This is a genomic window from Aquamicrobium defluvii (assembly GCF_004363725.1).
Classification (GTDB): Bacteria; Pseudomonadota; Alphaproteobacteria; order Rhizobiales; family Rhizobiaceae; genus Mesorhizobium; species Mesorhizobium defluvii.
Genome location: NZ_SNZF01000006.1, coordinates 158,150 through 184,175 on the forward strand (window position 1 = coordinate 158,150; position 26,026 = coordinate 184,175).

13 protein-coding genes and 1 pseudogene are annotated in these 26,026 nt (G+C 65.7%); 5 read left to right on the forward strand and 9 right to left on the reverse strand.

Translation table 11 applies throughout. The annotated features are described in order from the left end of the window. Positions 1 to 4: 4 nt before the first annotated feature. From DES43_RS06770 to DES43_RS06780, 3 genes are read left to right on the forward strand one after another with little or no spacing between them, the layout of a single operon-like run. Positions 5 to 2,284: a type I secretion system permease/ATPase gene (locus tag DES43_RS06770; protein ID WP_342585379.1), complete on the forward strand. Its 2,280-nt coding sequence runs from the start codon at positions 5 to 7 to the stop codon at positions 2,282 to 2,284. Continuing rightward, positions 2,281 to 3,624 (forward strand): HlyD family type I secretion periplasmic adaptor subunit, encoded by a 1,344-nt coding sequence (locus DES43_RS06775; RefSeq protein WP_035024865.1) that lies wholly within the window; start codon positions 2,281 to 2,283, stop codon positions 3,622 to 3,624. Before DES43_RS06770 ends, DES43_RS06775 begins: the two co-directional genes overlap by 4 nt. 59 nt (positions 3,625 to 3,683) lie before the next feature. Further along, a complete protein-coding gene (locus tag DES43_RS06780; RefSeq protein ID WP_035024867.1) occupies positions 3,684 to 4,178 on the forward strand; it encodes a hypothetical protein in 495 nt (164 codons plus the stop codon). A gap of 149 nt (positions 4,179 to 4,327) precedes the next feature. On the opposite strand, the pseudogene DES43_RS06785 reads toward DES43_RS06780, so the two are convergent. The 9 genes and pseudogenes from DES43_RS06785 to DES43_RS06825 form a co-directional block, all read right to left on the reverse strand. Continuing rightward, a pseudogene (locus DES43_RS06785) lies at positions 4,328 to 4,669 on the reverse strand (hypothetical protein); the annotation flags it as partial. 103 nt (positions 4,670 to 4,772) lie between these two features. Beyond that, positions 4,773 to 5,384: a LysE family translocator gene (locus DES43_RS06790; RefSeq protein ID WP_035024873.1), complete on the reverse strand. Its 612-nt coding sequence runs from the start codon at positions 5,382 to 5,384 to the stop codon at positions 4,773 to 4,775. Positions 5,385 to 5,583: 199 nt separating this feature from the next. Continuing rightward, a complete protein-coding gene (locus DES43_RS06795; RefSeq protein WP_035024875.1) occupies positions 5,584 to 6,390 on the reverse strand; it encodes an AraC family transcriptional regulator in 807 nt (268 codons plus the stop codon). 277 nt (positions 6,391 to 6,667) lie between these two features. Further along, a complete protein-coding gene (locus DES43_RS06800) occupies positions 6,668 to 7,306 on the reverse strand; it encodes a response regulator transcription factor (protein WP_035024877.1) in 639 nt (212 codons plus the stop codon). Beyond that, a complete protein-coding gene (locus DES43_RS06805; RefSeq protein WP_051611558.1) occupies positions 7,281 to 8,678 on the reverse strand; it encodes a sensor histidine kinase in 1,398 nt (465 codons plus the stop codon). Before DES43_RS06805 ends, DES43_RS06800 begins: the two co-directional genes overlap by 26 nt. Beyond that, positions 8,675 to 9,118: a putative pterin-binding protein gene (locus DES43_RS06810; protein WP_166647712.1), complete on the reverse strand. Its 444-nt coding sequence runs from the start codon at positions 9,116 to 9,118 to the stop codon at positions 8,675 to 8,677. Before DES43_RS06810 ends, DES43_RS06805 begins: the two co-directional genes overlap by 4 nt. Positions 9,119 to 9,328: 210 nt before the next feature. Beyond that, positions 9,329 to 9,859, reverse strand: coding sequence for an invasion associated locus B family protein (locus DES43_RS06815; protein WP_035024880.1), 531 nt, complete (start codon positions 9,857 to 9,859; stop codon positions 9,329 to 9,331). 103 nt (positions 9,860 to 9,962) lie between these two features. Further along, positions 9,963 to 21,749, reverse strand: coding sequence for an autotransporter outer membrane beta-barrel domain-containing protein (locus tag DES43_RS06820; RefSeq protein WP_133674868.1), 11,787 nt, complete (start codon positions 21,747 to 21,749; stop codon positions 9,963 to 9,965). Positions 21,750 to 22,088: 339 nt separating this feature from the next. Then, positions 22,089 to 22,547 (reverse strand): hypothetical protein, encoded by a 459-nt coding sequence (locus tag DES43_RS06825; protein WP_133674869.1) that lies wholly within the window; start codon positions 22,545 to 22,547, stop codon positions 22,089 to 22,091. Between the two features lie 174 nt (positions 22,548 to 22,721). Here DES43_RS06825 and DES43_RS06830 point away from each other — a divergent pair, with 174 nt between their 5' ends. Both DES43_RS06830 and DES43_RS22320 read left to right on the forward strand, forming a co-directional pair. Next, positions 22,722 to 25,511, forward strand: coding sequence for a bifunctional aconitate hydratase 2/2-methylisocitrate dehydratase (locus DES43_RS06830; protein WP_035024890.1), 2,790 nt, complete (start codon positions 22,722 to 22,724; stop codon positions 25,509 to 25,511). Positions 25,512 to 25,613: 102 nt separating this feature from the next. Continuing rightward, on the forward strand, positions 25,614 to 25,859 hold the full coding sequence (locus DES43_RS22320) for a hypothetical protein (RefSeq protein WP_166647713.1): 246 nt from the start codon (positions 25,614 to 25,616) through the stop codon (positions 25,857 to 25,859). Positions 25,860 to 26,026: the final 167 nt, after the last annotated feature.

A 26,026-nucleotide genomic window follows, 5' to 3' on the forward strand; every position in this document is an offset into this window, starting at 1 on the left:
CTTCATGGAAAGGTTTCAGGCAACGGTGGCGTTTGGCGTCGCATCAGGCGACACGCCGTCGCGCGAGCCCGACACCGGGCCGCTGACGCAGGTGCTGGCGGCGCTCGAAAGAGAGATCGGGCTCTCCCTCGAGGAAGCCGTCTCGGAGCACCGGTGCACGAAGGAACAGCAGGATCGCCAGGCCGCACCCGAAGGGACGCGCGGCGGTCCGGAGGCGGAGACGAAGATGCGAGAACCGCAACAATCCGGGGCGGAGCCGGTCCGGCCGGGCGCAACGGTCATCCTCGAAGGCGAGAGCGGCCCGGTCGCGGCGCGGCCGCAGCCGCAGGACCGGGGCGCGGGCCAGCCCCCCTCCCCGGCCGGCCGTTACGCCGTGGCGGACGACAAGGCCGGCGGCCAGAAGAATGGCACAGGAGGAGGCACCGGCCCCTTCCACCGCCGCCTCGGGCCGGTGGACCTGTCGAAAAGCCTCAGCGCCGGGCTGGGCGCCGTGCGCAAGAACCTCCTGATGGTGTTCCTGTTCACCAATGTCAGCAACATCCTGGTTCTGGCCATCCCGGTCTATCTGTTCCAGATTTCGGACCGGGTGCTGACCAGCCGCTCGACCGACACGCTGGTCATGCTCACCATCGTCATCGTCGGCGCCGTGCTGTTGCAGGCCACCTTCGACGCCATCCGCCGCTTCATCCTCATGCGCACCGCCGTCGAGGTCGCGGCGCAGCTCGGCGCGCCGATCCTGAGCGCGGCCGCCCGCGCCTCGCTGCACGGCTCGGGCCGCGAGTACCAGACGCTGGGCGACCTCCAGCAGCTGCGCTCCTTCCTCGTCTCGGGAACCCTTCTGTCGTTCCTCGACATTCCCTTCGCGCCGCTGTTCATTCTGGCCGTCTATCTGGTGCATCCGCATCTGGGCAGCATCATCATACTGTCCGGCCTGCTCCTGCTGGTCGTCGCCTTCATCAACCAGCGCATGACGGCCGCGCCGTTCGGCGAGGCCAACGTCTTCCAGAGCCGCGCCAACCTGCATCTGGATTCCATGGCCCGCAACTCGCAGATCATCAACGCGCTGGCGATGATCCCCGAAGCGGTGAAGATATGGGGCAAGGACACGGCCGGCTCGCTGAAGGCGCAGGTGAAGGCGCAGGACCGCAACATCGTCTCCGCCGCCACCTCGCGCGCCATCCGCCTGCTGACGCAGGTGGCGCTGCTCGGCTGGGGCGCGTTCCTCGCCATCGAGGGCGAAATCACCGGCGGCATGGTGATCGCCGCCTCCATCATCGCCGGCCGGGCGCTCGCCCCGATCGAAGGGTCAATCGAGGGCTGGAACCAGTACATCCTCTCGCGCGGCGCCTATAGCCGCATCAGTGCGCTGCTGCGCTCCTCGCCGCTCAATCTGGAACGGCTGGTGCTGCCCAATCCCGAAGGCCGGCTCGACGTGGAGCGCGTGCTCTATGTGCCGATGGGCACCAAGCGCGTGGTGCTGAACGGCATCAACTTCTCGCTCCAGCCGGGCGACTCGCTCGCCGTCATCGGCAATTCCGGCGCGGGCAAGACGACGCTCGGCAAGATGCTGGTCGGCTCCATCCTGCCGACTTCGGGGGCCGTGCGCCTCGACCTGATGGACCTGCGCAACTGGGACCAGCGCCAGTTCGGCGACAATATCGGCTATCTGCCGCAGGACGTGCAGCTCTTCCCCGGCTCGATCAAGGCCAACATCGCGCGCATGCGCGACGATGTGGACGACGCCGAAATCTACCGCGCCGCGATCCTTGCCGATGTCCACGAGATGATCGCCACCTTCCCGCAGGGCTACGAGACGCAAGTGGCGGCCGACGGCTCGCCGTTGTCGGGCGGGCAGAAGCAGCGCATCGCGCTTGCCCGCGCCTTCTTCGGCGATCCGCGCATGATCGTGCTCGACGAACCGAACTCCAATCTCGACGCATCCGGCGACGCGGCCCTTGCGCGGGCGCTGCGCCACGCCAAGGAAAACCGCATCACGGTCATCGTCATCACCCAGCGGCCGTCGCTGCTGCGCCATGTCGACAAGATCCTGCTGATGACCAACGGCACCGTTTCCATGTTCGGCCGGCGCGACGAGGTTCTGCGCGCGCTGGCGGCCCACACCGCCACCCAGCCGCATGACAGCCCGTTCGGCGAACGGCTTCCCCAGCCCGGCATGGCCCAGCCCGGCATGACCCAGCCGGCGATGGCGCAACCGGCAATGGCCAAGCCCGCTGTCCCGGCCGGCATGGCTTCCGCGAACATGACGAAGGCAGGTGTGGCATGAGCAGCACGGACGTCGCCAAACTCCACGACATCACCTGGTATGAAGAGGTTCCCCGCTCCATTGCCAAACAGAGCGTCGTCGGCGTGATCCTGCTGGTGGTGTGCTTCGGCGGCTTCGGCATCTGGGCCGGTTTCGCGCCGCTTGCCGCCGCCGTCATCGCGCAGGGCAGTTTCGTGGCCACCGGCCAGAACAAGATCGTCCAGCACCTGGAGGGCGGCGTCATCAGGGAAATCCTCGTTTCCGAGGGCGACCATGTGATCGAGGGCCAGCCGCTGGTTCAGCTCGACGAAACCTCGGCGCTGGCCAACGAACGCCAGCTTTTCCTGCGGCGCGCGCGGCTCGACGCCATCGTCGCGCGGCTTACCGCCCAGTCCGAAGTCAAGACCGCCATCGCTTTCCCCGCCGAACTGACCGGCAGCGCGGTCGATCCCGAGATCGCCGAAATCCTCGCCAGCCAGCGGCTCAATTTCGAAGCCTCGCAACGCAAGCTCAACAGCGAGATCGAACTGCTGAACAACAACATCTCCGCGCTCGAATTCCGCGTCGGCGGCTATGAGGCCCAGCAGCAGGCGCTGACGCTCCAGATCCGTTTCCTGCACGACGAATATGCCGGCAAGAAGCAGCTCTACGAGCAGGGGCTGCTGCGCAAGCCGGAGATTTCGGCGATCCAGCGCGCCATGGCCGAGGCGGACGGGCAGAGCGGGCGGCTGGCGGCCGAGATCGACGAGACGCGGGCGCAGATGGCACGCTACCGCCAGCAGAAGCAGCAGACGCTCGCCGCCTATCGACAGGCAGCACTGGACGAATTGCAGAGCGTCGAGGCGGAGCTGGATTCGGTGCGGGAGCAATCGCGCGCCGCCGAGAACGTGCTGCGCCGCGCGACCATCAACGCACCTGTCAGCGGCACCGTGGTGCGGCTCTACTACCATACGGCCGGCGGCGTCATCGAAAGCGGCAAGAGCATCGCCGAAATCCTGCCTTCGGACGTGCCGCTCATCATCGAGGCGCAGATACCGCGCACCAAGATCGACGCCGTGCGCACCGGCCAGGAGGCGACGGTGCGGCTGACCGCGCTGAATCAGCGCACCACGCCGGTGCTGACCGGCACGGTCTACTACGTCTCGGCCGATGCGCTGCGCGAGCAATCCATACAGGAGGTGCGCGAGATCTACCTCGCCCGGGTGCGCCTTCCCCCCGGCGAGCTGGCGCGCGTACATGGCTTCCTGCCGACGCCCGGCATGCCGGCCGAAGTGCTGATCCAGACAGCGGAGCGCACCTTCTTCGACTATCTGTCGAAGCCGATCCGCGACAGCATGAACCGCGCTTTCCGGGAAGATTAGACGGCGGCGGGGCGCAGTGGTAGGATCGCGGCGAACGTGGGCAATCGGGCAGCCTCGCGATGAACCGACCGGTGCCGCCTTTCAGGGATGTGCTGACCCTTCTGGGGCAGCTCAACTATACCTGGACCAACACCGAAAGCCTGCTCATCCACCTGATCGCCGGGCTCGCCGGGGTGGACAAGGAAACCGCCACCATCGTCTTCCTGACCCTCAACACGACACGCGCACGCGTCGATCTGGTGGAGCGGCTGGCCAAGATGGCGCGCACGCCCTCACCCGTGCGCAGGGACGTTCTGGAAGTCACCCGCAAGATGATGGCCGAAGCGAAGCTGCGCAACAAATACAACCACTGCATCTATTCGTTCGACGACACGGGCGACAATGTCTCCACCCTGCTGATGCGGGTCTCCGAATCCGGCGACAGCCTCAGATACGGCAAGATGGACGCCATCGACGCCGACGAGATCGCCAACATCACCCGCTCGATCAGCCGCCTGGCGCAAACCAATCGTGAAATATGGGCGCTGGCACGCCGGCACGGTTTTCCCCTCTGAGGCATGTCGCCCGAAATCGGGAACCGGTTTCGGGCGACATGCGTAAAAACAGGAACCTGAAGCGTCATGGCGGCCAGACCGGCTGGCGCGGAAAGCACGCAATTCCTCCGGCGTGAATGCCCCCGATAGCTGTCGGGGATGCCGATGACGATGCATTCGGCAACGTGCGGATGCTCATAGATCGCCTCCTCGATGGTGCGCGGATAAACGTTGAAGACCCGCTCAGCATCATGTCCTTCTTGCGATCGGTCAGGAAGGCGAAGCCGTCCCTGTTCATGTGGCCTACGTCGCCGGTCATGAACCAGCCGTCCCTGAACGAAGCGGCGGATTCTTCCGGCCGGTTCCAGCAACCGGGGAAGAGATTGGGCCCACGCATCCTGATCTCGCCGGTTCGGCCCGATGCGAGCACGCGTTGCGGGTCCTTCATGTCGACGACCTGAGGCTCGATGCCCGGCAAGGGCTGTCGATGGAGCCGGCGCGGATTTCGCCACCGCGCGAATGCCGGCAGCCGATGGCCGCAGCCTCGCTCATGCCCCGGCCGGAGTGGAGCAATTCCAGCAGAGGTGCGAAGCGGTTTTGCGTTGCTTCGGCGGCCTACCGGCTTGCGAATGCCAGTTGCGCCGCCAGACCGGCGAACGCGGCGGCGAAGCCGCGGCGCATCCATGTCTGGACGGAAGCGCTGGAGATGACATGCCGCCGGACAGCCGCGGCAAAGACGCCATAGGCGGCGAAGATCACGAATGTCAGCGCCATGAAGACCAGACTGAGTTCCAGCATCCGGTTCACCGGCGAGGCTTCGTCGGCGCGCACGAACTGCGGAAGGAAGGCGAAAAAGAAGATCGACAGTTTCGGATTCAGCAGGTTTACGAGGATGGCCGAAACGATGATCTGCCGGACATTCTTTTTGTCCGCCTCGCCGTTCAGGCTGAGCATCCCGCGATCCCGGAACATGGCATATGCCATGTAAAGCAGGTAGGCGACGCCGAGATATTTGAGAAGCTGGAAGGCCAGCGCGCTCGTGTGCAGCAGCGCGGCAAGCCCGCTGATCGCCGCCAGCGTATGGGGAACGATGCCCAAGGTGCAGCCGAAAGCGGCAATGAGGCTCGCGCGCGCGCCTCCCGAAAGACCGGCCGCCACGGTGTAGATCGCGCCTGTGCCGGGCGATGCGACGATGACAAGGGAGGTCAGGAGAAATTCCAGCGTCATAGCGGCTCCATTTCCGTCACCGCGGCGGCGGCACGGATCGCGGCGATCTCCCCCCGGCAACCGTGCGCGGGAGCGAAGTTGCGGAAACCGGCGCGGAATTTCAGGGGCGTAGCGAAACTGTGCGGGCATATTCCTGGCTCGACTGTTTTCGAGCCATATGGACAAGCCTGCTTCGCCCTGTCTTGAAGGAAATTGCGGGTCAGTTCATGGCGGCCGCGTAGACGCCCGGCGATATGCCGTAGGTGCGCACGAAAAGCCGGGTCATGTGGCTCTGGTCGGCGAAGCCGGCGGTATGCGCCGCATCTGCAAGGGCAATGCCTTCCGCGATCATCTTGCGCGCCTTTTCAAGCCGGCGCTGGACGAGATAGGCATGCGGTGTCAGGCCGGTCGCCTTCGAGAAGCCGCGCACGAGCTGAAACTGGCTGATACCACCGATCGCGGCCAGTTCGTCAAGCGACACCTGCGCGCAAGGATCGTCGTCGATGCGCGCGCGGGCCTGTTCGATGGGCCTGGGCGCTCCCGGCCGCTCCCGTTTCCGGCGTTCGACCAGCCTCGCCAGAAGCAGCAGGAGATTTTCCCGAACCTCGATTTCGCTCTGCCCGCCGCGCGGATCGGTCATCGCGCGAAACAGGGACTGAAATTGCGCCGCCGATGCCGCGTCGCGCAGCGCCGGATGCGAAAGCTCGGCACTGCCCGCGTTGCCGTCCGTCAGGGCGCCGATCGGTTCGACCAGGGCGGCAGGATCGAAATAGAGCATCCGCCATGAACGGCCACCCTCTCCGAGTGGCGAGCCGTCATGCACCTCGCCGGGATTGACGGTGATGACGTCGCCGGCTTCCGCCTCCACCACACCGCGTCCGCTCATGGATTTTTGCGCGCCGCGCAGGATGACCCCGATGCCGAACTGGTCGTGCGTATGCCGGCCAAACGTGTGAGAGGTATCGGCGCAAACCGCATCCACGCCCCTCATCCCGCAACGAATTATCCTGAAACGACCGCTTGCCATCGTGCCTACATTACACCGCAACCGCGGCCCGGACCATGCACAACGCCAAACCTTCCCGACGCATGACCGGCGAAGCCGTACGGCGTAAGCTCAGGGGTCCCGGCGGTGGCGATGAAAGGCTCTCACCGGCACAACGGCAAATCCGAAAGCTTTCGGTCGACGGATCTTCGCCTGCAACGCAGCCCATCTCGTGCAGGCATCATATCTGGTGGGGTGCAACTATTGGCAGGCAGATGCGCCTCGCTCGCGCGCCCGGCCGGGAAATGCCGAAAAGCCATCAGCGGGGGCCGAGCCGGACGATTCCGGTTTCCAGCGCCACGCGCGCTGCCTGGACGCGCGAGGTCACCTTCAGCTTCCTGTAGATGCTCTTGAGATAATCGCCGACCGTATGCTCGGATATTCCGACAATTTCGGCGATCCGCATATTGGTGTGGCCTTTGGCCAGTTCCGCCAGCACCTGTTTTTCGCGCGGGCTGAAATGAATGTCGCAATCCGCGGGCTGACTGTCGTCATGCAGCCGGACCCTTTCGACGAGGCTTAGCTTGGAGCGCACCTTCATCTGCAGCATTTCGAAATCGACCGGCTTGGTCAGATAGTCATCCGCTCCAAGCCGCAGTCCGTCCAGAATATGGGACCTGTCGGCCAATGCGCTCAGAAACAGGAAAGGGGTGCCATCCAGATGCCGATGGCTGGCGCGGATCGTCCTGAAGAAATCGAGGCCGCTGAGGCCCGGCATCAGAATGTCGCAGATGATGAGCGCGGGGTGCTCGGTCCTGAGAATATCAAGCGCCTGACCGCCATCGGCAGCCAGAAGCACGTCAAAACCCGAATGCGAAAGCTCCTCGCCGATCTCGGTGCGGATATCCAGCTCGTCCTCGATGCAGAGGATCTTATCCGCCTTGCGGTTGTCGGGCATGATGAAGGTCGCTCCCTGGCAGTTTCAGAATGAACCGTGTCCCCCCCGGGTCGATTGATTCGCAGTGGATATCGCCGCCATGGAGCCGGGCCAGCGTTTGCGACAGACTCAGACCAAGCCCCGTTCCCGACAGATGGGCGACATTGGCAGCGCGATAGAAACGGTCGAAAATCCTTGCCCGCTCCGCCGCCGGAATGCCTATGCCACGGTCGCTGACAGCGCAGATGCAGAACTCCCCCTGCCGTTCGAGCACAACGCTGATCGGCTGGCCGGCCGGCGAGTATTTTTCGGCGTTGGAAAGAAAATTCGTCAGGATCTGCTCGATCAGAATCGCGTCGCCCTCGAACTGCATCGCCCTGTCCGGCAACACAACCTCGACAGGCCGCAGGGGATGGAGTTCCCGATGATCGGCGCACACGCTCCTGACAAGCTGGCGAAGGTCGAAAACCTCCCTTTTCAGGGGCAGGCCCTGCTCGTTGAGCGTATCGTTGCTGATGGTGCTGTCGATGATGAGGGTCAGACGCTGCACGGCATGGCGAATCCGCTGCGACCGCTCTGTCAGGACTGCCGGGGTGATGTCGTGCGAGCGACGGATGAAACGCTGCGCGATCATGTCGATGATCGTGATCGGCGTCCTGAACTGGTGCGACACCGTGGTGAGGAAGTTCTTGTAGATGGCGTTGGTCAAACGCTCGTTCTCAAGGGCTGTCCGCAAGGCGGCCGTGCGCTCCTCAACTGTCTCCTCCAGGAGATGCGTGTGCTCGTTCAGCGCCGTGTTCGCCTTGTCGAGGGCGCGCAGGTTGGCGAGCAGCTGCCATGCCATGAAGCCGCCCGCCGCCAGAATGCCGGAAATGGAAATCATGACGAGGTAGAGCGTCTGCAACTGGTGGTCGCGCTGCTCGCCACCCTCATCGCGCTGGGCCAGCATCACCTTGTTGCTCAGCCGGACGAGCTCATCGAATGACGAGGAAATCCTGTCATAGAGTTCCAGTCCGAAGGCGGGATCGGTCATGCGTCCCCTGTCCAGCCCGGAAAGGTTCCCGATCAGCCCGTCGAGAGGCTGCGTCGACCCATCGAGCCCGGTGAGATAGTCGTATTGTGGATTGTCCTTCAGCAGGCTGAGCCGGCTGATGAGAATATCCAGCTGTAGCAGGATCGCATCGTCGTCGCGCAATTCTTCCGGCAACAGCATATGGCTGGCCAGCTTGCGCGCTTCGCGTTCGGCCTGCGTCACGTTCCACAGCATGTTTTCGCCGGTGTAGTTCCCGAGTTCACGGTGGATGCTCATGAGCTGAAGAAATGCGTAGGACAGCGTCAGCGCAAAGCCGACGATCGCCAGCCCGGCAACAGCATAGCTGCGCCGCACTCTCATCTGATCCGAAGTTCCTTGAGCTGCCAAGCCCAGCGATGATCGAAACGTGAATCCTGAAGCTCCTGGAAATCATCGCGCGGATAGACGACCCAGTAAGGTCCCTTGTCGCTCACATGCAGCCGCTCGCCATCCATATAAGCCGCGATCAGGACATCGTAACGGGCGACATCGGCCAGCGGGAACTCGACCTCGTAGTCGTTGAGCGCAATCGCCGTGACCACGGAATCGGGATGGTCGTCCGGGTCGATGCCGGCCGCTTCCAGTACTGTTCGAAGGGACACTCCTTCGAACAGATGAGGACCTTCCGTCCAGGCGGTGCTGGTGGCGATCCTGCTTCGTGGCAGGGCAAGCAGCCGATCTTCTGTCAGAACGGTTTCCTGCCCGTCGGCGGACACGATTCTGAGGCTGCCAATGGCACCGGCATCAAGGGTCTGGGCCATGATGAGAAACAACCCCGCGAACAACAGCCGCCATCCCGAACCCATGCGCATGCCTTTCAGTCGTCATACTCAGACTTGGCGACATGCATAGCCAAGGTTCGAAGTGTTTTCGACCCGGCAAGGCAAGATTCTTTGGGCCAGACAGAACGGTCCGGTCAGCGCAGGCATGGTCGGAACAGGCCGGGCCGGCGCGGAAACTGACAGGCACCGCTACAAATCCGCGTGCCGGTCCAGAGCCGACGAGAAGCCTTTCAGGGAAACGGAGAAGGTAAGCTCCTTTTCATCGGTGCTGGTCACCTTCAGCCTGAGCGTCGATCCGGATCGCAGGGTCTTGAGAGCCGCAGCGTCGAACTCGACGGGAAGAATGCAGCCGGCGGGCAGACAGGTCGAGAAATGCGCTGCCGGAAGCGCTGGCTCGTCATCGATCTGGAAGGCGACCCCCTCCTGTAGTTTCAGCCCGAAGGGAAGAACGGCAACGCCCTTGATGCCGCCCTCCGACTGGGACTGGACCTCAATGGCGAGAATGCGCTGGCCGCCCTGCTGGTATTGCTGCTGCAACACCGCGCATTGCTTGGCACCGTTGGCAATCTGGCAGCTGATCTGCCAGTCCTCATGCGTCTCCTGCAGCGAGGTCGCCCCGCCCGGCAGGACGGCGGCTTCCTGCGAAACGGCGGAAGGCACGCCCAGTGCACCTGTAGCGAACAGCAGCGCCGCGAGAAATGTCGATTTTGCAGTCTTCATGTCGAAATTCCGGTTTCAGTGGTCCGGGATCTGCATCCCTGTGAAATGAGGCAACCCCGGCCGGACCAGATGGCCGGGGTCGTGTCGATGCGGAAGCGGGGCGTCAGAACTTCCAGCGCAGGCTGACGGAGCCGCTGTGCACATCCGTGTAGCTGCCGAACTGGCCCTGATAGCCTGCTTCCACGCTCCAGCCCTTCAGGCTTTGCAGTTCGGCCGACGCACCGATCTTCCAGTTCGACCTGTCAAGCGGTGTCACAATCATGGCCGGGGCGGCAGCCGTCGAGGCGCCGATGAAGCTGATCGGCGTTTCGATCATGTCGGCCGAACGATAGGCCCAGCCGCCGCTCAGCGACAGGAGACCTTCCACGCCGTCTCCCGCGTCGAAGCGGTATCCCAGCGACAGCTTCGGCTCCACCTCGCCGATATACTGCGTGTGCGAGGACATGCGCACACCGATTCCGCCGAGACCATGTTCGGCATAGCTGCCGGTATGCAGGGCGGTTCCGGTGAAGGCCAGCGCAGGACGCAGGGTCAGGCTCTCCGCCTCGGCCGTGTAGCCGATCTCCGCGGAGAGCTGGCCATAGCCGCTGTTTCCGCTGGCAGTTCCCAGCCCAGGCTCGAACACATTGACGGAGCGAGTCGTGTCGTACCACTGCCATCCACCCGTCGCGGTGAAGGCGAGGTCGAAGCCGTTGCCGAATGCACGGCGTGCGCCGAAACCGACGTCGAAACCGTGCCCCTGCCCGTTGAACCGCTCGTCGTCCACGAACAGCCGGTCCATACGGTTGTAACCGAGGGCGCTCGACACCGACCACCCGCCTTCGAGACGATGTTCGAAGCCGGTGCGCAGGGAAAGGGTACGGCTGCTTGCGCCCCAATAGTCCTGCGTCGCCTTCTGATCGAGCTTCGCCACGCCGGCATCGGCCCACAGGCAGTTTTCGGCATCGCTTCCGGACCAGCGGCATTCCAGCATCCGGTCCCTGAAGCCGGCGGCCGTGCGATACTGCGTCTGAAGGGGAGCGACATGACCCTCGGGATTGAGCTCGCCGAAGACGGTCTTGTAAAGCTCTTCCTGGCCTTCCTCCATGTTGCCGAGAGCGGCCATAAGCCGGCCGATCCCGGAAGCGTCGCCAACCTGCAGGGCAGAATCCATGTGAGCGCCGAGCCGCCGCTCGTTCGGACGCAGGAATTCGCGCCCGAAATCGCTCTGCACCGTCAGATGGATGCCATCCTCGTCGCCGACGATGCCATAATCCAGCGCAAGCGTGCCCGGAACGGAAAGCCCGTTGTCGACACCCTGCCCCTCTGTCGCGAACAGGGTCACCGGGCGGGCGTTCTCCAGCCACATCAGGTTGATGCGGCCGGTGCCCGCAACCAGCGCATCGCCGGTCACATTCACCCGGTCGGACGCATAGGGACCGAAGGCGACATCGAACTCCATGTGGCCGGTATCGGTCTGGACGAAATTACCGTCCAGCGCGACCTCGCTCACCACCCGCGAACCGAACAGCATGTTGGTCGCGGGATCCTCCTCGCCGTCGTAATGGGGGAAGACATAGCCGGAAGCCAGGTCTTCGGCCCAGCGCGGCGCCGACAGCCCCATCAGGAACGTACCGTCATTGGTGAAGGTCGCGACCCCATCCGCAACCGCGGCGGGAAGAGCCCCGTCCGCGCCATCGCGCAGGCCGATCGTGTCGAAGGCCATGAAGACGGCGTCGGCACGGTTGAGGAAGCGGTTTTCGCCGCTGCCGAGATCGACATTGCCGATCGTCAGGCCGGTGTTCTCGACCGTATCGTTGCCGTCGCCGCCACGCACCGCCCATCCGGACACCGCCGACAGCGAGCCTGAGGCGAGCAGGTGATTGTCGGCACCGCCGTCCACCACGACAGCCGCGCCCCGGCCCGAGCCGCCGCGCACCATGCCGCCGAGGGTCATGGCGATGTCGCCCGCGCCGTCCTGCCCCTTGCTCTGCGCAAAGACGCCGATGGAATTGGCGCCTGCGGCAAAGATCAGATCCGAGATGTCGAGACCGATCGCGCCGCCGGCCCCCTCGCCGCCGGCGGAACCGGCGAAGATGCCGTCGACCCAGCCGCCGCCGCCGCCGAGGCTCTGGGCGATCACCCCATAGGCATCGTCGCCAAACACCACGATCTCGTCGGACTGGGTGAAGGACACGGCGCCGCCGTTGCCCCGGTTCTCACTGTTGAGCGCAACGGTCGTCTGGCTGTCCGCGCCGAAGACGCTGCCGCCGCCACCGCCGATGCTCTGAAGCACAACGCCGTGGGCGCCGGCGCCCGCCGTCACGATCGCGCCATCGTTGACGAGCGAAACCATGCCGCCGTCGCCCACGGCGTTGTTGCTTCCGCCGAGCGACACCGACGCGATCCCCGCGCCGGCGACACGGACATCGCCGCCGCCCGCACCGATGGATTGCAGCATCAGGCCGACCGAACCGTCGCCCGTCGTCACCGCACCGCTGAAGATGCCCTCGACCGCGCCGCCATGGCCGCCGGCAGCATCCTTCGCCCCGAGCGACGCGCCAAGATTCCCGGCCGCACCCGAGACCGAGGCGACCGCTGCGCCGCCGCCTGCCCCAATGCTCTGCAACAGGGCGGCTGTCGCCCTGTCCCCGGTCGTCGCAATGCGCCCGATCTGTTCACGCACGACATCGCCGGCCTGTTCGCCCTGGCTGCCGAGAGCGCCCAGTTCCAGACGAATGTCGCCGAACGCCGCATCCGTGTCGTTGAGGAAATTGCCCACCGCGACGCCGCCGCCGCCGCCGATCGACTGGCTCAGAACAGCCGCCGACAGAAGGCCCGTCGTAACGACCTCGCCTGTCTGCGAGGCGACGATGTCGCCTCCCCTGTTGCCGGTGCCGTCCTGACCGCCGAGGGCCAGCTCGAAATGAAGCGGGACCGCATCCGGATCGCCGTTGTCCGCGCCGAGGCGCGCACGCACGTCCACCGTACCGCCGCCGCCGCCGATTGCCTGAGCCAGATCGCCGAACGAGAGATTGCCCGCAGCGCCGAAGGTGCCGGTGGAATTGACCGTCACCTTGCCGGCGTTCATGCCTGTGGCCCCCTGCGCACCGGCGCGGGCCACGACCATCGTGTCGGGAATTTCCGGGTTTCCGCTTGCACCGATCACCGGCGCCCCCGGGAGGCTCTTCACACCGTCGAGGTCGAGCGCAAGCGTGCCGCCGCCGCCGTTGATGCTTTCAGCCTTTATGGCCACCGATCCATCGCCCAGCACCGTGATGTCGCCGGAATGGGTGACGACGACCTCGCCCCCCGCTCCGCCGGTTCCGCCGCCGACCGCGCCGAGCAAGCTGTTGATCACCCCCGAGAGGCCGGGACCGGAAACATCGTCGAGAGCCGTCAGGACCATGTTGGCATTGCCGCCGCCGCCGCCGATCGACTGCGCGACCACGCCATGCGCATTGGCGCCCTGCGTGAGGATGCTGCCGCTGTTGCTGACGACGACCTTTCCGCCGTCGCCGCCATCGGCGCCGAGGCCACCCACCGAAATCAGCTGAGCGGAGCCTTCCGTCGCGATCAGCGAGTTCATGACCAAAACGAGACCGCCATTGCCACCGCCGCCGCCGACCGACTGAGCGATGATGCCATGGGCGCCATCGCCGGAGGTCTGGATGATCCCCTCGTTTTCGACCGTGACATCGCCGCCGCTTTCACCGGTGCCGCCCGCGCCGCCGACATTGAGGCCGGCGACCGTGCTGCCCGTATCCGCGACGAGGCCCTGAACGCTCACGATGGACGAACCGTTGCCACCGCCGCCGCCGATCGACTGCGCCATGATGCCATGGGAACCGGCGCCTTCGGTGACGATCCAGCCGGTTTCATCGGCGTCGGCGGGCTTGTTGGTTACCCGTACGTCACCACCGGTTCCGCCGGCACCGCCATCGCCGCCGAGATTGACGGCGTAGCGCTGCGACTGGTCGCCGCTGGCAAGGTCGAGGACGAGGTTGATCATGACGCCAGCGTCGCCGCCGCCGCCACCGATGCTGCTGGCACCGATGCCAACTGCGTTGATGCCCTTCGTGTAGATCAGTCCGGTGTTGTCAACCACGACCTCGCCGCTTGCGGCCCCGTCGCCGCCCGAACCTCCCAGGTTAAGCTCCACAGCCTGGCTTTGATAAGGTCCCTGAACCGTCGCCGAGATCACCGACCCGCCGATGCCGCCGCCGCCGCCAATCGACTGGGCGCGGACGCCGAAGGCGCCGTCTCCCTGCGTGGAGATGATGCCGCTGTTGGCAACGGTGACAGAGTCCGCAACGGCTCCCTCGCCGCCGTTTCCGCCGACGCTGAGCGTCGCCGTATTCATCGTCGACCCCTTGGTATAAACCTGCACGCCGATGGTACGGGCAGAACCGCCGAGGCCGCCGCCGCCGCCGATGGACTGGGCGAGAATGCCGTCGGATGCCTCGCCCCCGGTCAGGATCGTACCGGCATTGCCGACGCGCACCGTGTCGGAGCGCGCACCCTTGCCGCCCTTGCCGCCAATCGCGATGTTGGCCGAATTGGCCGCCATGACGATGGTCGATCCTGCGGTGCCGGCAATGCCGCCGCCGCCGCCGATGGACTGGGCGACGATACCGCGCGCCTCACCGCCCGTGGTGGCAATGACGCCTTCGAAATCGACCTCGACCGCACCGGATATGGCGCCTTCGCCGCCATCGATCCCGACCGCCACGCTCGCACTGGTGCTTTCACCGGCCGCATTCTTGGACGAGACGCCGACCGACGTTGTGGAAGAGGTTCCGCCGCCGCCGCCGATGGACTGGGCCAGAATGGCCGTCGATCCGTCGCCAAGCGTCTGGATGCGGCCATTGGCGGACACGGACACGGCGTCGCCCTCGCCGCCGATGCCGCCCTCGCGGCCGATGCCGATGCTGACGGAACTGTTTGCCAGAATGCCGGTCGCCATGCTGGTTGCGGTGTTGCCGCCGCCGCCGCCGATGGACTGGGCCACAAGGCCATAGGAATTTTCACCCTGGGTCAGAATATCGCCGACATGATCGACGGTGACCTTGCCTCCTGCACCCGCGGCCCCGGCCGCGCCGCCCACGGCGACGTTCATGGCAAGGTGCGCTTCACGCATGACGCCCGCGCCGATGTTGTAATTCGCGTTGCCGCCGCCCCCTCCAATCGACTGGGCGACCAGACCATGCGAAACCGCGCCATCGGTGACGATGGTGCCATTGTGGCGCACGTCCACCGTGTCGCCGGCGCCTGCACCCGCACCCGAGCCGCCGACTGCGATGAGAGCTGCGAATTCCTGCCCCTGCGCCCCGCTGCCCAGGGGTTTGACGCCGGCCACGAAATTTGCCCCGGCCTGGCCACCGCCGCCGCCGACGGACTGCGCGACAAGGCCGCTGGTGCCGTCACCGAAGGTGCGGATCAGACCGGGCGCTGCTGTTTCCACACCACCTTCCTGCCCGTAACCGCGTGTGACGGTGACACTGCCGGCATGGCCGCCCGAACCGCCCGAGCCGCCGACGCCCAGCGACACCGGCGATCCCTGCAACGAAACGACGCCGGTGACATTCATGCCACCCACGCCGCCGCCGCCACCGATGGACTGGACGAGAACGCCCGCGCCGCCGCCCGTGTAATCCGTGGCTTCGAGATTGTCCTCGTCCGCCCCCGCATCGGCAACGATGCGGCCATTGACGATGACATCGCCCGTGCTGGTGAAGGACACATCTCCGGCATCGGCACCGGTTCCGCCGGTTCCGCCGACACCGCCCGCCAGCGCAATCGACTTTTTCTGTCCCGCCGAAAGATTGCCCGACACATTCAGCCCGCCGGAGCCGCCGCCGCCCGCGACGGACTGGACCAGCGCGCCAATGCTGTCGGTGCCTTCCACGTAAATCTGGCCGTTATGGGAAACGTTCACGTCGCCGCTTATGTTGCCGGCTCCACCGAACCCTCCGACGCCGAACACCACCGAAGGCTTATTGGTGTAACGGTCTGCCTGAATGCCGCCAGCGATGTTGATGGCGCCCGCGCCGCCGCCGCCGCCGACCGACTGGGCCAGAAGGCCCCGCGAGAACGAACCCGCCGCATAGAGATCGGCATCCACGGCAACCTGGACGTCATCGCCCCTGCCACCATCGCCGCCGAAGCCACCCACTCCAACAGTCACGGCGCCGTCCAGCGTCAGCCCGCCGGAGACATTGATGCCGCCGGCGCCGCCGCCGCCGCCAACCGACTGCGCAATCACCGCCGAACGGTTGTCGCCATTTGCCTGTATCTGGATACGGTCCGCTCCCGGCGCAGCGACCATGAGGTCGACGGTCGACGCATTGCCGCCCGCGCCGCCAAAGCCGCCCACACCCAGGGTCGCGGCCCGCGTCTGCGTGTTCACCGGCAGGCCAAGGGCCAGGCTGCCCGACACGTTGAGGCCGCCCGTGCCGCCACCACCGCCGACCGACTGCGCAACCACACCATTGGAGCCGCCCGACCGTGTGCGGGTGGCGAGTATCCCGCCGTCATCGTCCATGTCATAGACGATGAGGTCTTCATCCGCGCCCTTCGCCCAGACGTTTCCGGTCACGGTCGCGGTGACCGATCCCGCCGCGCCGCCACCGCCCCCGAACCCGCCGAGACCCAGGCTGACACTGGTCGCGCTGAGCTCGTTGGTCGCCGAAAGCGAACCCGCAACATTGAGACCGCCCGCGCCGCCGCCGCCGCCGACCGATTGCGCCAGCACGCCATCCGCGTTGCGGCCCTCGGTCTGGGTGTCGCCGCTGCGTGTCAGCACCACATCGCCGCCATCGCCACCGTCGCCGCCGAAGCCGCCGACACCGGCCGCGACAGCCACTGCCTCGCCGCCGGCAACTGTGACGGCACCGGAAATGTTGATGCCGCCGGACCCGCCGCCGCCGCCGATGGACTGGGCGGACACACCAAACGCGTCCGCACCACGCGTCAGATAATCGCCCACGACGGTTCCGGTGACACCCCCGGCGTGCCCGCCGCCGCCACCGAAACCGCCAAGGCCAAGGCCAATGGTGGCCGCGGCCGAAAGCCCGTCGCCGGTCGTGAGGCTGGCGCCGCCCGTCACGTTCAGGCCGCCTGCGCCACCCGCGCCGCCGACCGACTGCATGAGAGCGCCGAACGAACCTGTGCCACGGGTCTCGACATTGCCGGCCAGGCTTGCCACCACGATGCCGGCATTGCCGCCGCCGCCGCCGAACCCGCCAATGCCGATACCGATATTGCCGGAGCCGTTCTGACTGCCGGTGATGCCGCCAGTGACATTGAGGCCACCCGAGCCGCCACCGCCGCCGACCGACTGGATCAGCGCCGCATGGGCCTGTTCGCCGCCGGTGAAGATATTGCCGGCATGGATGAGCGCGACCGAGCCGGCATCGCCGCCATCACCGCCAAAACCGCCGATGCCAAGGCCGGCCGTGCCGGCCATCTTCGAGATCGCAATGCCGCCTGTGACATTGAAGCCGCCCGAACCGCCGCCGCCGCCCAGGCTCTGATAGGTCAGGCCGTAGCTGTTGTCGCCTTCCGTGAAGATGTCGCCTTTGACGATGCCGCTGACGGCCGCGCCATCGCCGCCATCGCCGCCAAAACCGCCAATGCCGACCATCAGATTGCCGGCTCCCTGCGCGGCAGCGGAAATGCCGCCCGCGACACTGAAGCCGCCCGAACCGCCGCCGCCGCCGGCAGACTGCGCAAGGATCGCACCGGCGTTATCACCGCGCGTGATGACAGCGCCATCCACATTCGCCGTGACCGAGGCCGCGTTTCCGCCGCCGCCGCCGCCGCCGCCAAGGCCGATGCCGACATTTCCGGCTCCCTGACCTGCGCCGGAGATGCCGCCCACAACGCTGAAGCCGCCGACGCCGCCGCCGCCGCCGAGCGACTGGGCGATGATGGCCACCGATCCGTCGCCTTCCGTAATGGCCGCGATCTTCAGATCGTCGTCGGCACCGGTCGCGCCCTCGACCCTCAGCGAGACCGTTCCGCCGTCGCCGCCTGCGCCGCCCTGTCCGCCCAGCGAGACGCCGATGGTGCCGGCACCCGCGCCGGAAACGGCAATACCGCCGCTCACGTTGAAACCGCCGGCGCCGCCGCCGCCGCCGACCGACTGCGCCAGAATGGCCGTGCTGCCGGCACCCGCCGTGGCGGTGCGCCCGGTGACGCCGAGGGTGACCCTCTTGCCGTCGCCGCCGCCGGCGCCCGAGCCGCCAAGACCGACATTGACCGTGCCGGCACCGTTCCCCGCAGCCGCGATTCCTCCGGACACATTGAAGCCGCCCGAGCCGCCGCCGCCGCCGAGCGACTGCGCGACGATCGCATTCGAGCGGTCGCCCAGCGTCGTCACATCGCCATCGACCAGCGCATTGACGGTGCCGCCATCGCCGCCGCCGCCACCCGAACCGCCAAGGCCGACGCTGACCGCGCCGCCGCCGGTGGCCGCCCCCATGATCGAGCCGGACACGTTGAACCCGCCCGAACCGCCGCCGCCGCCGACCGATTGAGCGAGGAAACCGGTTGCGTCATCCCCCCCGGTAAAGATGGAGGCCGCGTGCGCCACCACATTGCCGGCATCGCCGCCGGAATCGCCCTTGCCGCCCAGACCGACAGAGACCACACCGGCACCAACCCCGCCGCCGATGGACCCCGAAACATTGAAACCGCCGGCACCGCCGCCGCCGCCGATCGATTGCACGATCATTCCCGACGACTGGTTGCCGGTCGTATGGATCGTGTCTTCCGCATAACCGGATGCATTGCCGCCGGCGCCGCCTTCCCCGCCGCTGCCACCGATACCCACGGAGAGCGCCGCGGCTCCGACACCGCCGGAAATCGACCCGGACACGGAGAACCCGCCATTGCCGCCGCCACCGCCTACCGATTGCACGAGGAATGCGCTGGATTGCTCGCCTTCGGTGATCACGGGACCCTTCACGCGGCCAGTGGCCGTACCACCGTCACCGCCCTTGCCGCCGGCTCCGCCGATGCCGACCGAGACCGAACCGGCACCGAGGCCACCCGATATGGTGCCGGCCAGCGCATATCCTCCGGACCCGCCGCCGCCGCCGACCGACTGCACCACGACCCCGCCGGACCGATCCCCCGTGGTGTGCACGCCACCCCCGATGGTTCCGGAAACCGAGCCGCCATCGCCACCGTCGCCGCCGCTGCCGCCAATGCCGGCGCTGATCGCTCCCGCCCCGCCGCCGCCGGAAGCCGACGCCGCAACGCTGAAGCCCCCCGCTCCGCCGCCGCCGCCGATGGACTGGAGAAGCGCGCCTGCCGCATTTGCGCCCGTCGTCACGATGGTTCCGTCGAAATCGATATCGACCTTGCCGCCGGCGCCGCCACCGCCGCCGCTTCCGCCAATCGTCGCGGTCACGGCAAGGCCGGCGCCGCCATAGGCGGTGGCACCCACGGCAAAGCCGCCCGAACCGCCGCCACCGCCTATCGACTGAGCCAGGAGCCCCGTCGAGAAATCACCGGCGGTATTGATGAGGCCGCCGCCGTTACGCAGGATCACATTGCCTGCGGCACCGCCGCCGCCGCCGCTGCCGCCGATGCCGACACTGGCCGAAGCGCCGATTCCCACACCGATGGTTCCCGCAATGGAGAAGCCGCCGGCGCCGCCGCCGCCGCCGATGGATTGCAGCAGCATGCCTTCCGAGAAATCGCCGCCGGTCCAGATCTCGGTGAAACCGCTGGCGTTGACATCGCTTGCCGCGCCGCCATCGCCGCCAGAACCGCCCAGAGCCACCGCCGCGGACCCCGTGAAGCCCACGGACGAGGCCACGGACCAGCCGCCATTGCCGCCGCCGCCGCCGATGGACTGGGCGAACACGCCCCGCGACCGCTCGCCTTCGGTGGAGATATAGGCGGGCTCCTCGTCCGCACCGGCGAATGTCAGGTCGACCCTGCCGCCCTTGCCACCGTCGCCGCCATCGCCGCCGAGGCTGACGGACGCAATGAGGCCGGCGCCGACCGTCCAGCCGCCATTGCCGCCGCCGCCGCCAACCGACTGCGCAAAAATGCCATGGGAATCCGCTCCCCTGGTGGCGGCGCTGCCGCTGTGGACCACCTCCACCCTGCCGGCATCGCCACCTCCACCACCCCGGCCGCCGATCGTCAGGAATGCCCCGCCCGCATTGCCGCCGTCGCCGCCGCCGCCGCCGATCGACTGCGCCTGGATGGCCGAGGACAGATCTCCGCCCGTGATGACGGCGCCGGTGTTTTCGACGCGAACGGCGCCACCGGAGCTTCGCGTCTCGGAGGAGCCGCCAATCGACGCATCGCCGCCGGAGCCGCCGGAGCCGCCGCCGGAAAAGGCACCGCCGCCCCTGCCGCCCGAACCGCCGCCGCCGCCGACGGATTGCGCAAAGATGCCCCTGGCCATCGCGCCGGAGGTGATGATGGTGCCACTGTTGGTCACCGTGACCGAGCTGCCATCGCCGCCGGCCTCGCCGTCACCGCCGAGGCTGACGAAACCGTTGCTGCGCCCGCCGGAGCCGCCGCCGCCGCCGACCGACTGTGCGAATATGCCGTCGGACCCGGTGCCCTGCGTGGTGATCTTGCCGGTGTTGGCAACGATGACCGTGCCGCCATTGCCGCCGCGCGCACCTTCGCCGCCGAGGCTGACCAGGCCGCCGGCGCTGCCGCCGTCGCCGCCCTGCCCGCCAATGGACTGGGCGAAAATGCCATGGGAGCCGGCGCCGGTCGTCAGGATCGTTCCGCTGTTGGCGAGATCGACCGTTCCGCCATGCCCGCCGGCTCTGGAATTGCCACCGTCACCGAAGAGCCCGTAAGACGCGCCGCCATTGCCGGCACCACCGCCAAGCGACTGGCCGAATATGCCATGGGCACCCTCGCCTGCCGTGGTGACATCGAGACTGTTCCGCAGAACCACCCTGCCGCCATTTGCGGCGCTCCCGCCCGAACCCCCGCCGCCGGTGGCATAGCCGCTTCCGCCCGAACCGCCCACGCCTGCACGGCTCTGGACGACGATGCCATGTGCATCGTCACCGTTCGTGGTCACCTTGCCGCTGCCGGTCAGCGTGACGGTCACGTCGCCGCCGGAGCCGGCATCGCCGCCTGCCTGGCCGCCAGTTCCGACATAGCTGTTGCCACCCTTGCCGCCATTGCCGCCGATGCTGGCAATGATGATGCCGGGGGCATTGCTTCCGGTCACAGCGCCATTGACCTCACGGTCGATCTCGATGGCCGCGCCTGTCTTGCCGTCTCCACCCGACCTGGCAGGGACGAACAGAGCGCCGTGCCGTCCGTTCTTCCCGTTCGCAGCCCGCCGGATGTTGATGATGCCCGCATCACCGGGAAGATCGGTGTTCGCCACATCCGTACCCGGATCGTCCAGCGGGGTGCCGACGTCCATGGAGCTTGTTATGACGGGTTCTGTATTTTCGCCAGCCGGCGTGCCGAAGGCGATCCCGGTGATCGGCGCGCCATTCGGCGCGACGGGCCGGCCATTCGAATCCAGCGAGAAGCTGGTCACGAGATTGTTGCCCGCCCAATAGCCGGCAACGGTCTCTTCCACACTCCCCTGCTCTGTCGGGAACTCCATCTTCGAGCCCACCGCCGGCACGTCCAGAATGCGGTATTCCTGCCCGTCCGCCCTCTGGGCGACAACGCCATAGGGAATTTTTTCCGTGACCGTGAGCCGCGTACCGTCCGGGCTGACGATGACATCGCCGATATTGGCTGCCATCGTCGCCGCTGCGGACGACAACAGGGGAACGCAGGCCAGCGCCGTGGTCAGCAGCAACTCCTGAACACGCCGGGCAAGGAAGGATCCACTCCGGGCCTTTGCGTTTCCTGCGTCCGAGATCGGTCCCGCAGAATTCGTCACATGATGAGCAGCCAATTCCGCCTCCTTCCCACATCCTGCTGCGCAGGAAGAAATCCGAAGCAATCACACGCACCCATCAAATGGGGCAGGAAAAGGCTACAGTTCATCAAAACGACAAATGCAAACTCCCGCTAACGAGAGCCTTTCCATGTGTATTCCGAGCCGAATTCTTCCAGGCCAAGCACTGCCGCGAGTTTTGCAACAGCACGCGGAACCGTTTCAATTCCCGTAAATGGGGGGATGGCATCAATCCATCCCGGAACGCGGCGGCGGGATGATGCCGGACTGTGACAGCACCCTGAAGACGCTATCTTCCGGGGAAAGCAGGTCCGGATAACCCCCGCGGCCACGAGACTAGCAGTAAAGCGCTTCGTACATTTTCGCCGCTTTCTGGTCGATCGTCTCGACAAGGCGGTCGTAACCGGACCGGGGAATCTGCGGCGCGGGGCGGATTGTCGTGCCTGCTTCCTCCAGAAGCTGCTGGGGTGCTTTAACGCACCGCTTTCCGATCTCATCGGTCCAGCCGATCCCATCGAGCAATGCCTCCCCAACGGAAGTCAAAACGGCGCTGTCGTTTTTCATCGTTCGTCTATGCCGATCGGGAAGCGTTCCGAGAAGGTCGAACAGCGAAAGGAGACCATTGTGCAACCGGTCATCCCTCAACAGTTCGGTCAGGTTGCTCTCGGCTTCATCGCAAGTCACGCCGCAAGATTGCCAGTGCCGAAAAACCGCGACGACAAATGCCTCGTCATCCGTCAGATCGGAAAATCCGAGCGAGATAAATCCATGGCTTCCATAATTCCAGCCCGGCAAGCGTGCAGGCCCTTTCTAACCGCTCGAAGCCGAATCCAAAGTACTATTTTTCAGCGTATGGAGGACCTTGTCCGCGGGCTTGCGTTGGCGTACTCGGAGGCCATCGGATTTTTGGGCTGACTGGCGGTACCGGTGAGTGGTGCTGCGTTCCAGCTTCATGACATTGGGGATGTGATGAAACTCTACGCGGACTATCTGGCCGAAATCAGCAACCGGAAAGATCAGGGGCTGGCCCCCAAGCCGATCGACGACGGGGCGCTCACCAGCGAAATCATCGCCCTGATCGAGGATAGCGGAAACCCGCAAAGGGACGACGCCCTGAAATTCTTCATCTACAACACGCTGCCGGGCACGACCAGCGCGGCCGGCGTCAAGGCGGCCTACCTGAAAAAGATCGTGCTGGGCGAAGCCATCGTGCCGGAGATCACCCCGGACTTCGCGCTCGAACTGCTCTCGCACATGAAGGGAGGGCCTTCGGTTGCCGTGCTGCTCGACATAGCCCTCGGCGATGACGCGACCATCGCCGCCAAGGCCGGCGACGTGCTGAAGACGCAGGTCTTCCTTTACGATGCCGACATGTTCCGGCTGCGCGATGCCTACAAGGCCGGCAATGCCGTCGCCACCGATATCCTCGAAAGCTATGCGAAGGCCGAGTTCTTCACCAAGCTTCCCGATGTGGAGGACGAGATCAAGGTCGTGACCTTCATCGCCGCCGAAGGCGACATCTCGACCGACCTTCTTTCCCCCGGCAATCAGGCGCATTCGCGCTCGGACCGCGAACTGCACGGCCAGTGCATGATCTCTCCGGAAGCGCAGCAGGAAATCGTCGCCCTGCAAAAGCAGCACCCGGACAAGCGCGTGATGATGATCGCCGAGAAGGGCACGATGGGCGTGGGCTCGTCGCGCATGTCGGGCGTGAACAACGTGGCGCTGTGGACGGGCAAGCAGGCCAGCCCCTATGTGCCCTTCGTCAATTACGCGCCGATCGTGGCCGGCACCAACGGCATTTCGCCGATCTTCGCGACCACGGTCGACGTGACCGGCGGCATCGGCATCAACCTGAAGAACTGGACCAGGAAGCTCGGCGAGGACGGCAAGCCGATCCTCAACAACGACGGCAACCCCGTGCTCGAGCAGCAGTTCTCGGTCGAGACGGGGACGGTGCTCAAGATCGACACGAAAAACCGGAAGCTGCGCGACGAGGACGGCAACGAACTCGTCGACGTCGCCTCCGCCTTCACGCCCCAGAAGATGGAGTTCATGAAGGCCGGCAGTTCCTACGCCATCGTCTTCGGCAAGAAGTTGCAGACCTTCGCCGCCGCCACGCTGGGCATCGAGCCGATGCCGGTGTTCGCACCCAACAAGGAAATCTCCGTCGAGGGTCAGGGCCTGACGGCGGTGGAGAAGATCTTCAATCGCAACGCCGTGGGGGTCACGCCGGGCAAGGTGCTGCATGCCGGCTCGGACGTGCGCGTCAAGGTCAACATCGTCGGGTCGCAGGATACGACCGGCCTGATGACCGCGCAGGAACTGGAGGCGATGGCGGCGACCATCATCTCGCCGCTGGTCGACGGGGCCTACCAGTCCGGCTGTCACACGGCCTCCGTCTGGGACAAGAAGGCGCAGGCGAATATCCCGAAGCTCATGTCCTTCATGAACAATTTCGGCGTGATCACCGCCCGCGATCCCAAGGGCATCTATCATTCGATGACCGACGTTATCCACAAGGTGCTGAACGACATCACCGTGGACGACTGGGACATCATCATCGGCGGCGACAGCCACACCCGCATGTCCAAGGGCGTGGCCTTCGGCGCGGACTCCGGCACAGTGGCGCTGGCGCTGGCCACCGGCGAGGCGACCATGCCGATCCCGCAATCGGTCAAGGTCACTTTCACGGGCAGGATGAAGCCGTGGATGGACTTCCGCGACGTGGTTCATGCAACCCAGGCGCAGATGCTCAGGCAGCACGGCGACAACGTCTTCCAGGGCCGTATCATCGAGGTGCATATCGGCACGCTGCTGGCCGATCAGGCCTTCACCTTCACCGACTGGACCGCCGAGATGAAGGCCAAGGCATCGATCTGCATCAGTCAGGATGAAACGCTGATCGAGTCGCTGGAGATCGCCAAGTCGCGCATCCAGATCATGATCGACAAGGGCATGGACAATGCCGCCCAGACCCTCAAGGGCCTGATCGCCAAGGCCGATGCCCGCATCGGCGAAATCCGCAGCGGCGAGAAGCCGGCGCTCGCCCCGGACGACAACGCAAAATACTTCGCCGAGGTCGTCGTCGATCTCGACCTGATAGACGAGCCCATGATCGCCGATCCCGACGTGAACAATGCCGATGTGTCGCGGCGCTATACGCACGACACGATCCGCCCGATTTCCTACTATGGCGGAACCAAGAAGGTCGATCTCGGCTTCGTCGGCTCCTGCATGGTGCACAAGGGCGACATGAAGATCGTCGCCCAGATGCTGAAGAACATCGAGAAGGCCGAGGGCAAGGTCGAGTTCAAGGCGCCGCTGGTCGTCGCCGCCCCGACCTACAACATCATCGACGAACTGAAGGAAGAAGGCGACTGGGAAATCCTCCAGCGCTATTCCGGCTTCGAGTTCGACGACGTCCTGCCGAAGAGCACGGCGCGCACCGAATACGAGAACATCCTCTATCTGGAGCGCCCCGGCTGCAACCTGTGCATGGGCAATCAGGAGAAGGCAGAGAAGGGCGATACCGTGCTTGCCACCTCGACCCGCCTGTTCCAGGGGCGCGTTGTCGAGGACACCGCGGAGAAGAAGGGCGAATCGCTGCTTGCCTCCACGCCGGTCGTCGTGCTTTCCGCCATCCTTGGCCGCACGCCGAGCGCCGACGAATACAAGGCCGCAGTCCTCGGGATCGACCTGACAAAATTCGCGCCGCCCAAAGCCGCGCCGATCGATTCCCTGTCGGTGCATTTCTAGGATTCTGTCTCGTCGGTCGTCAAAGCCGGAAGATGTCCGGTCCGACAGGAGGGCGAGCAGCCTGCTGGCGTGTCGGGCTGCCTCCGGTGCCTGTCGCCACACATGGATATGCGTGCGGTGCGTACCTGCATGCGAAGTTTCCCGAATGCTGACAATTGGCTTTCCGGCCTGTCGTCAGCCTTGTCTCTTGCCTGGCGCATGTCGCGTTTAATCGGCCTCATATCCATCTGCTTTGAAGAAATTTCTGCATTGCTGTGGCTCGAAGAGGTCACAGATATCCTTGAGGGCATCGCAGATGGCGTCGAAGGATCGTGCGGCGCGCTTGCGGAGCAGTGTCTTCAGTTTTGAGAAGGCCATCTCGAAGGGGAGACCTGTGCGCGGGTAGCTGTGGACGGCATTTGCTGTTTGTGATTCGCTCTTCTTGAACGAGAGATTGAGGGCAGCGATGGCACGGCGGCGGATTGGTCAGGAAAGTTTCGGGTTTGGCGACTTTCGGGCGCGCCGCCAGTCATCGT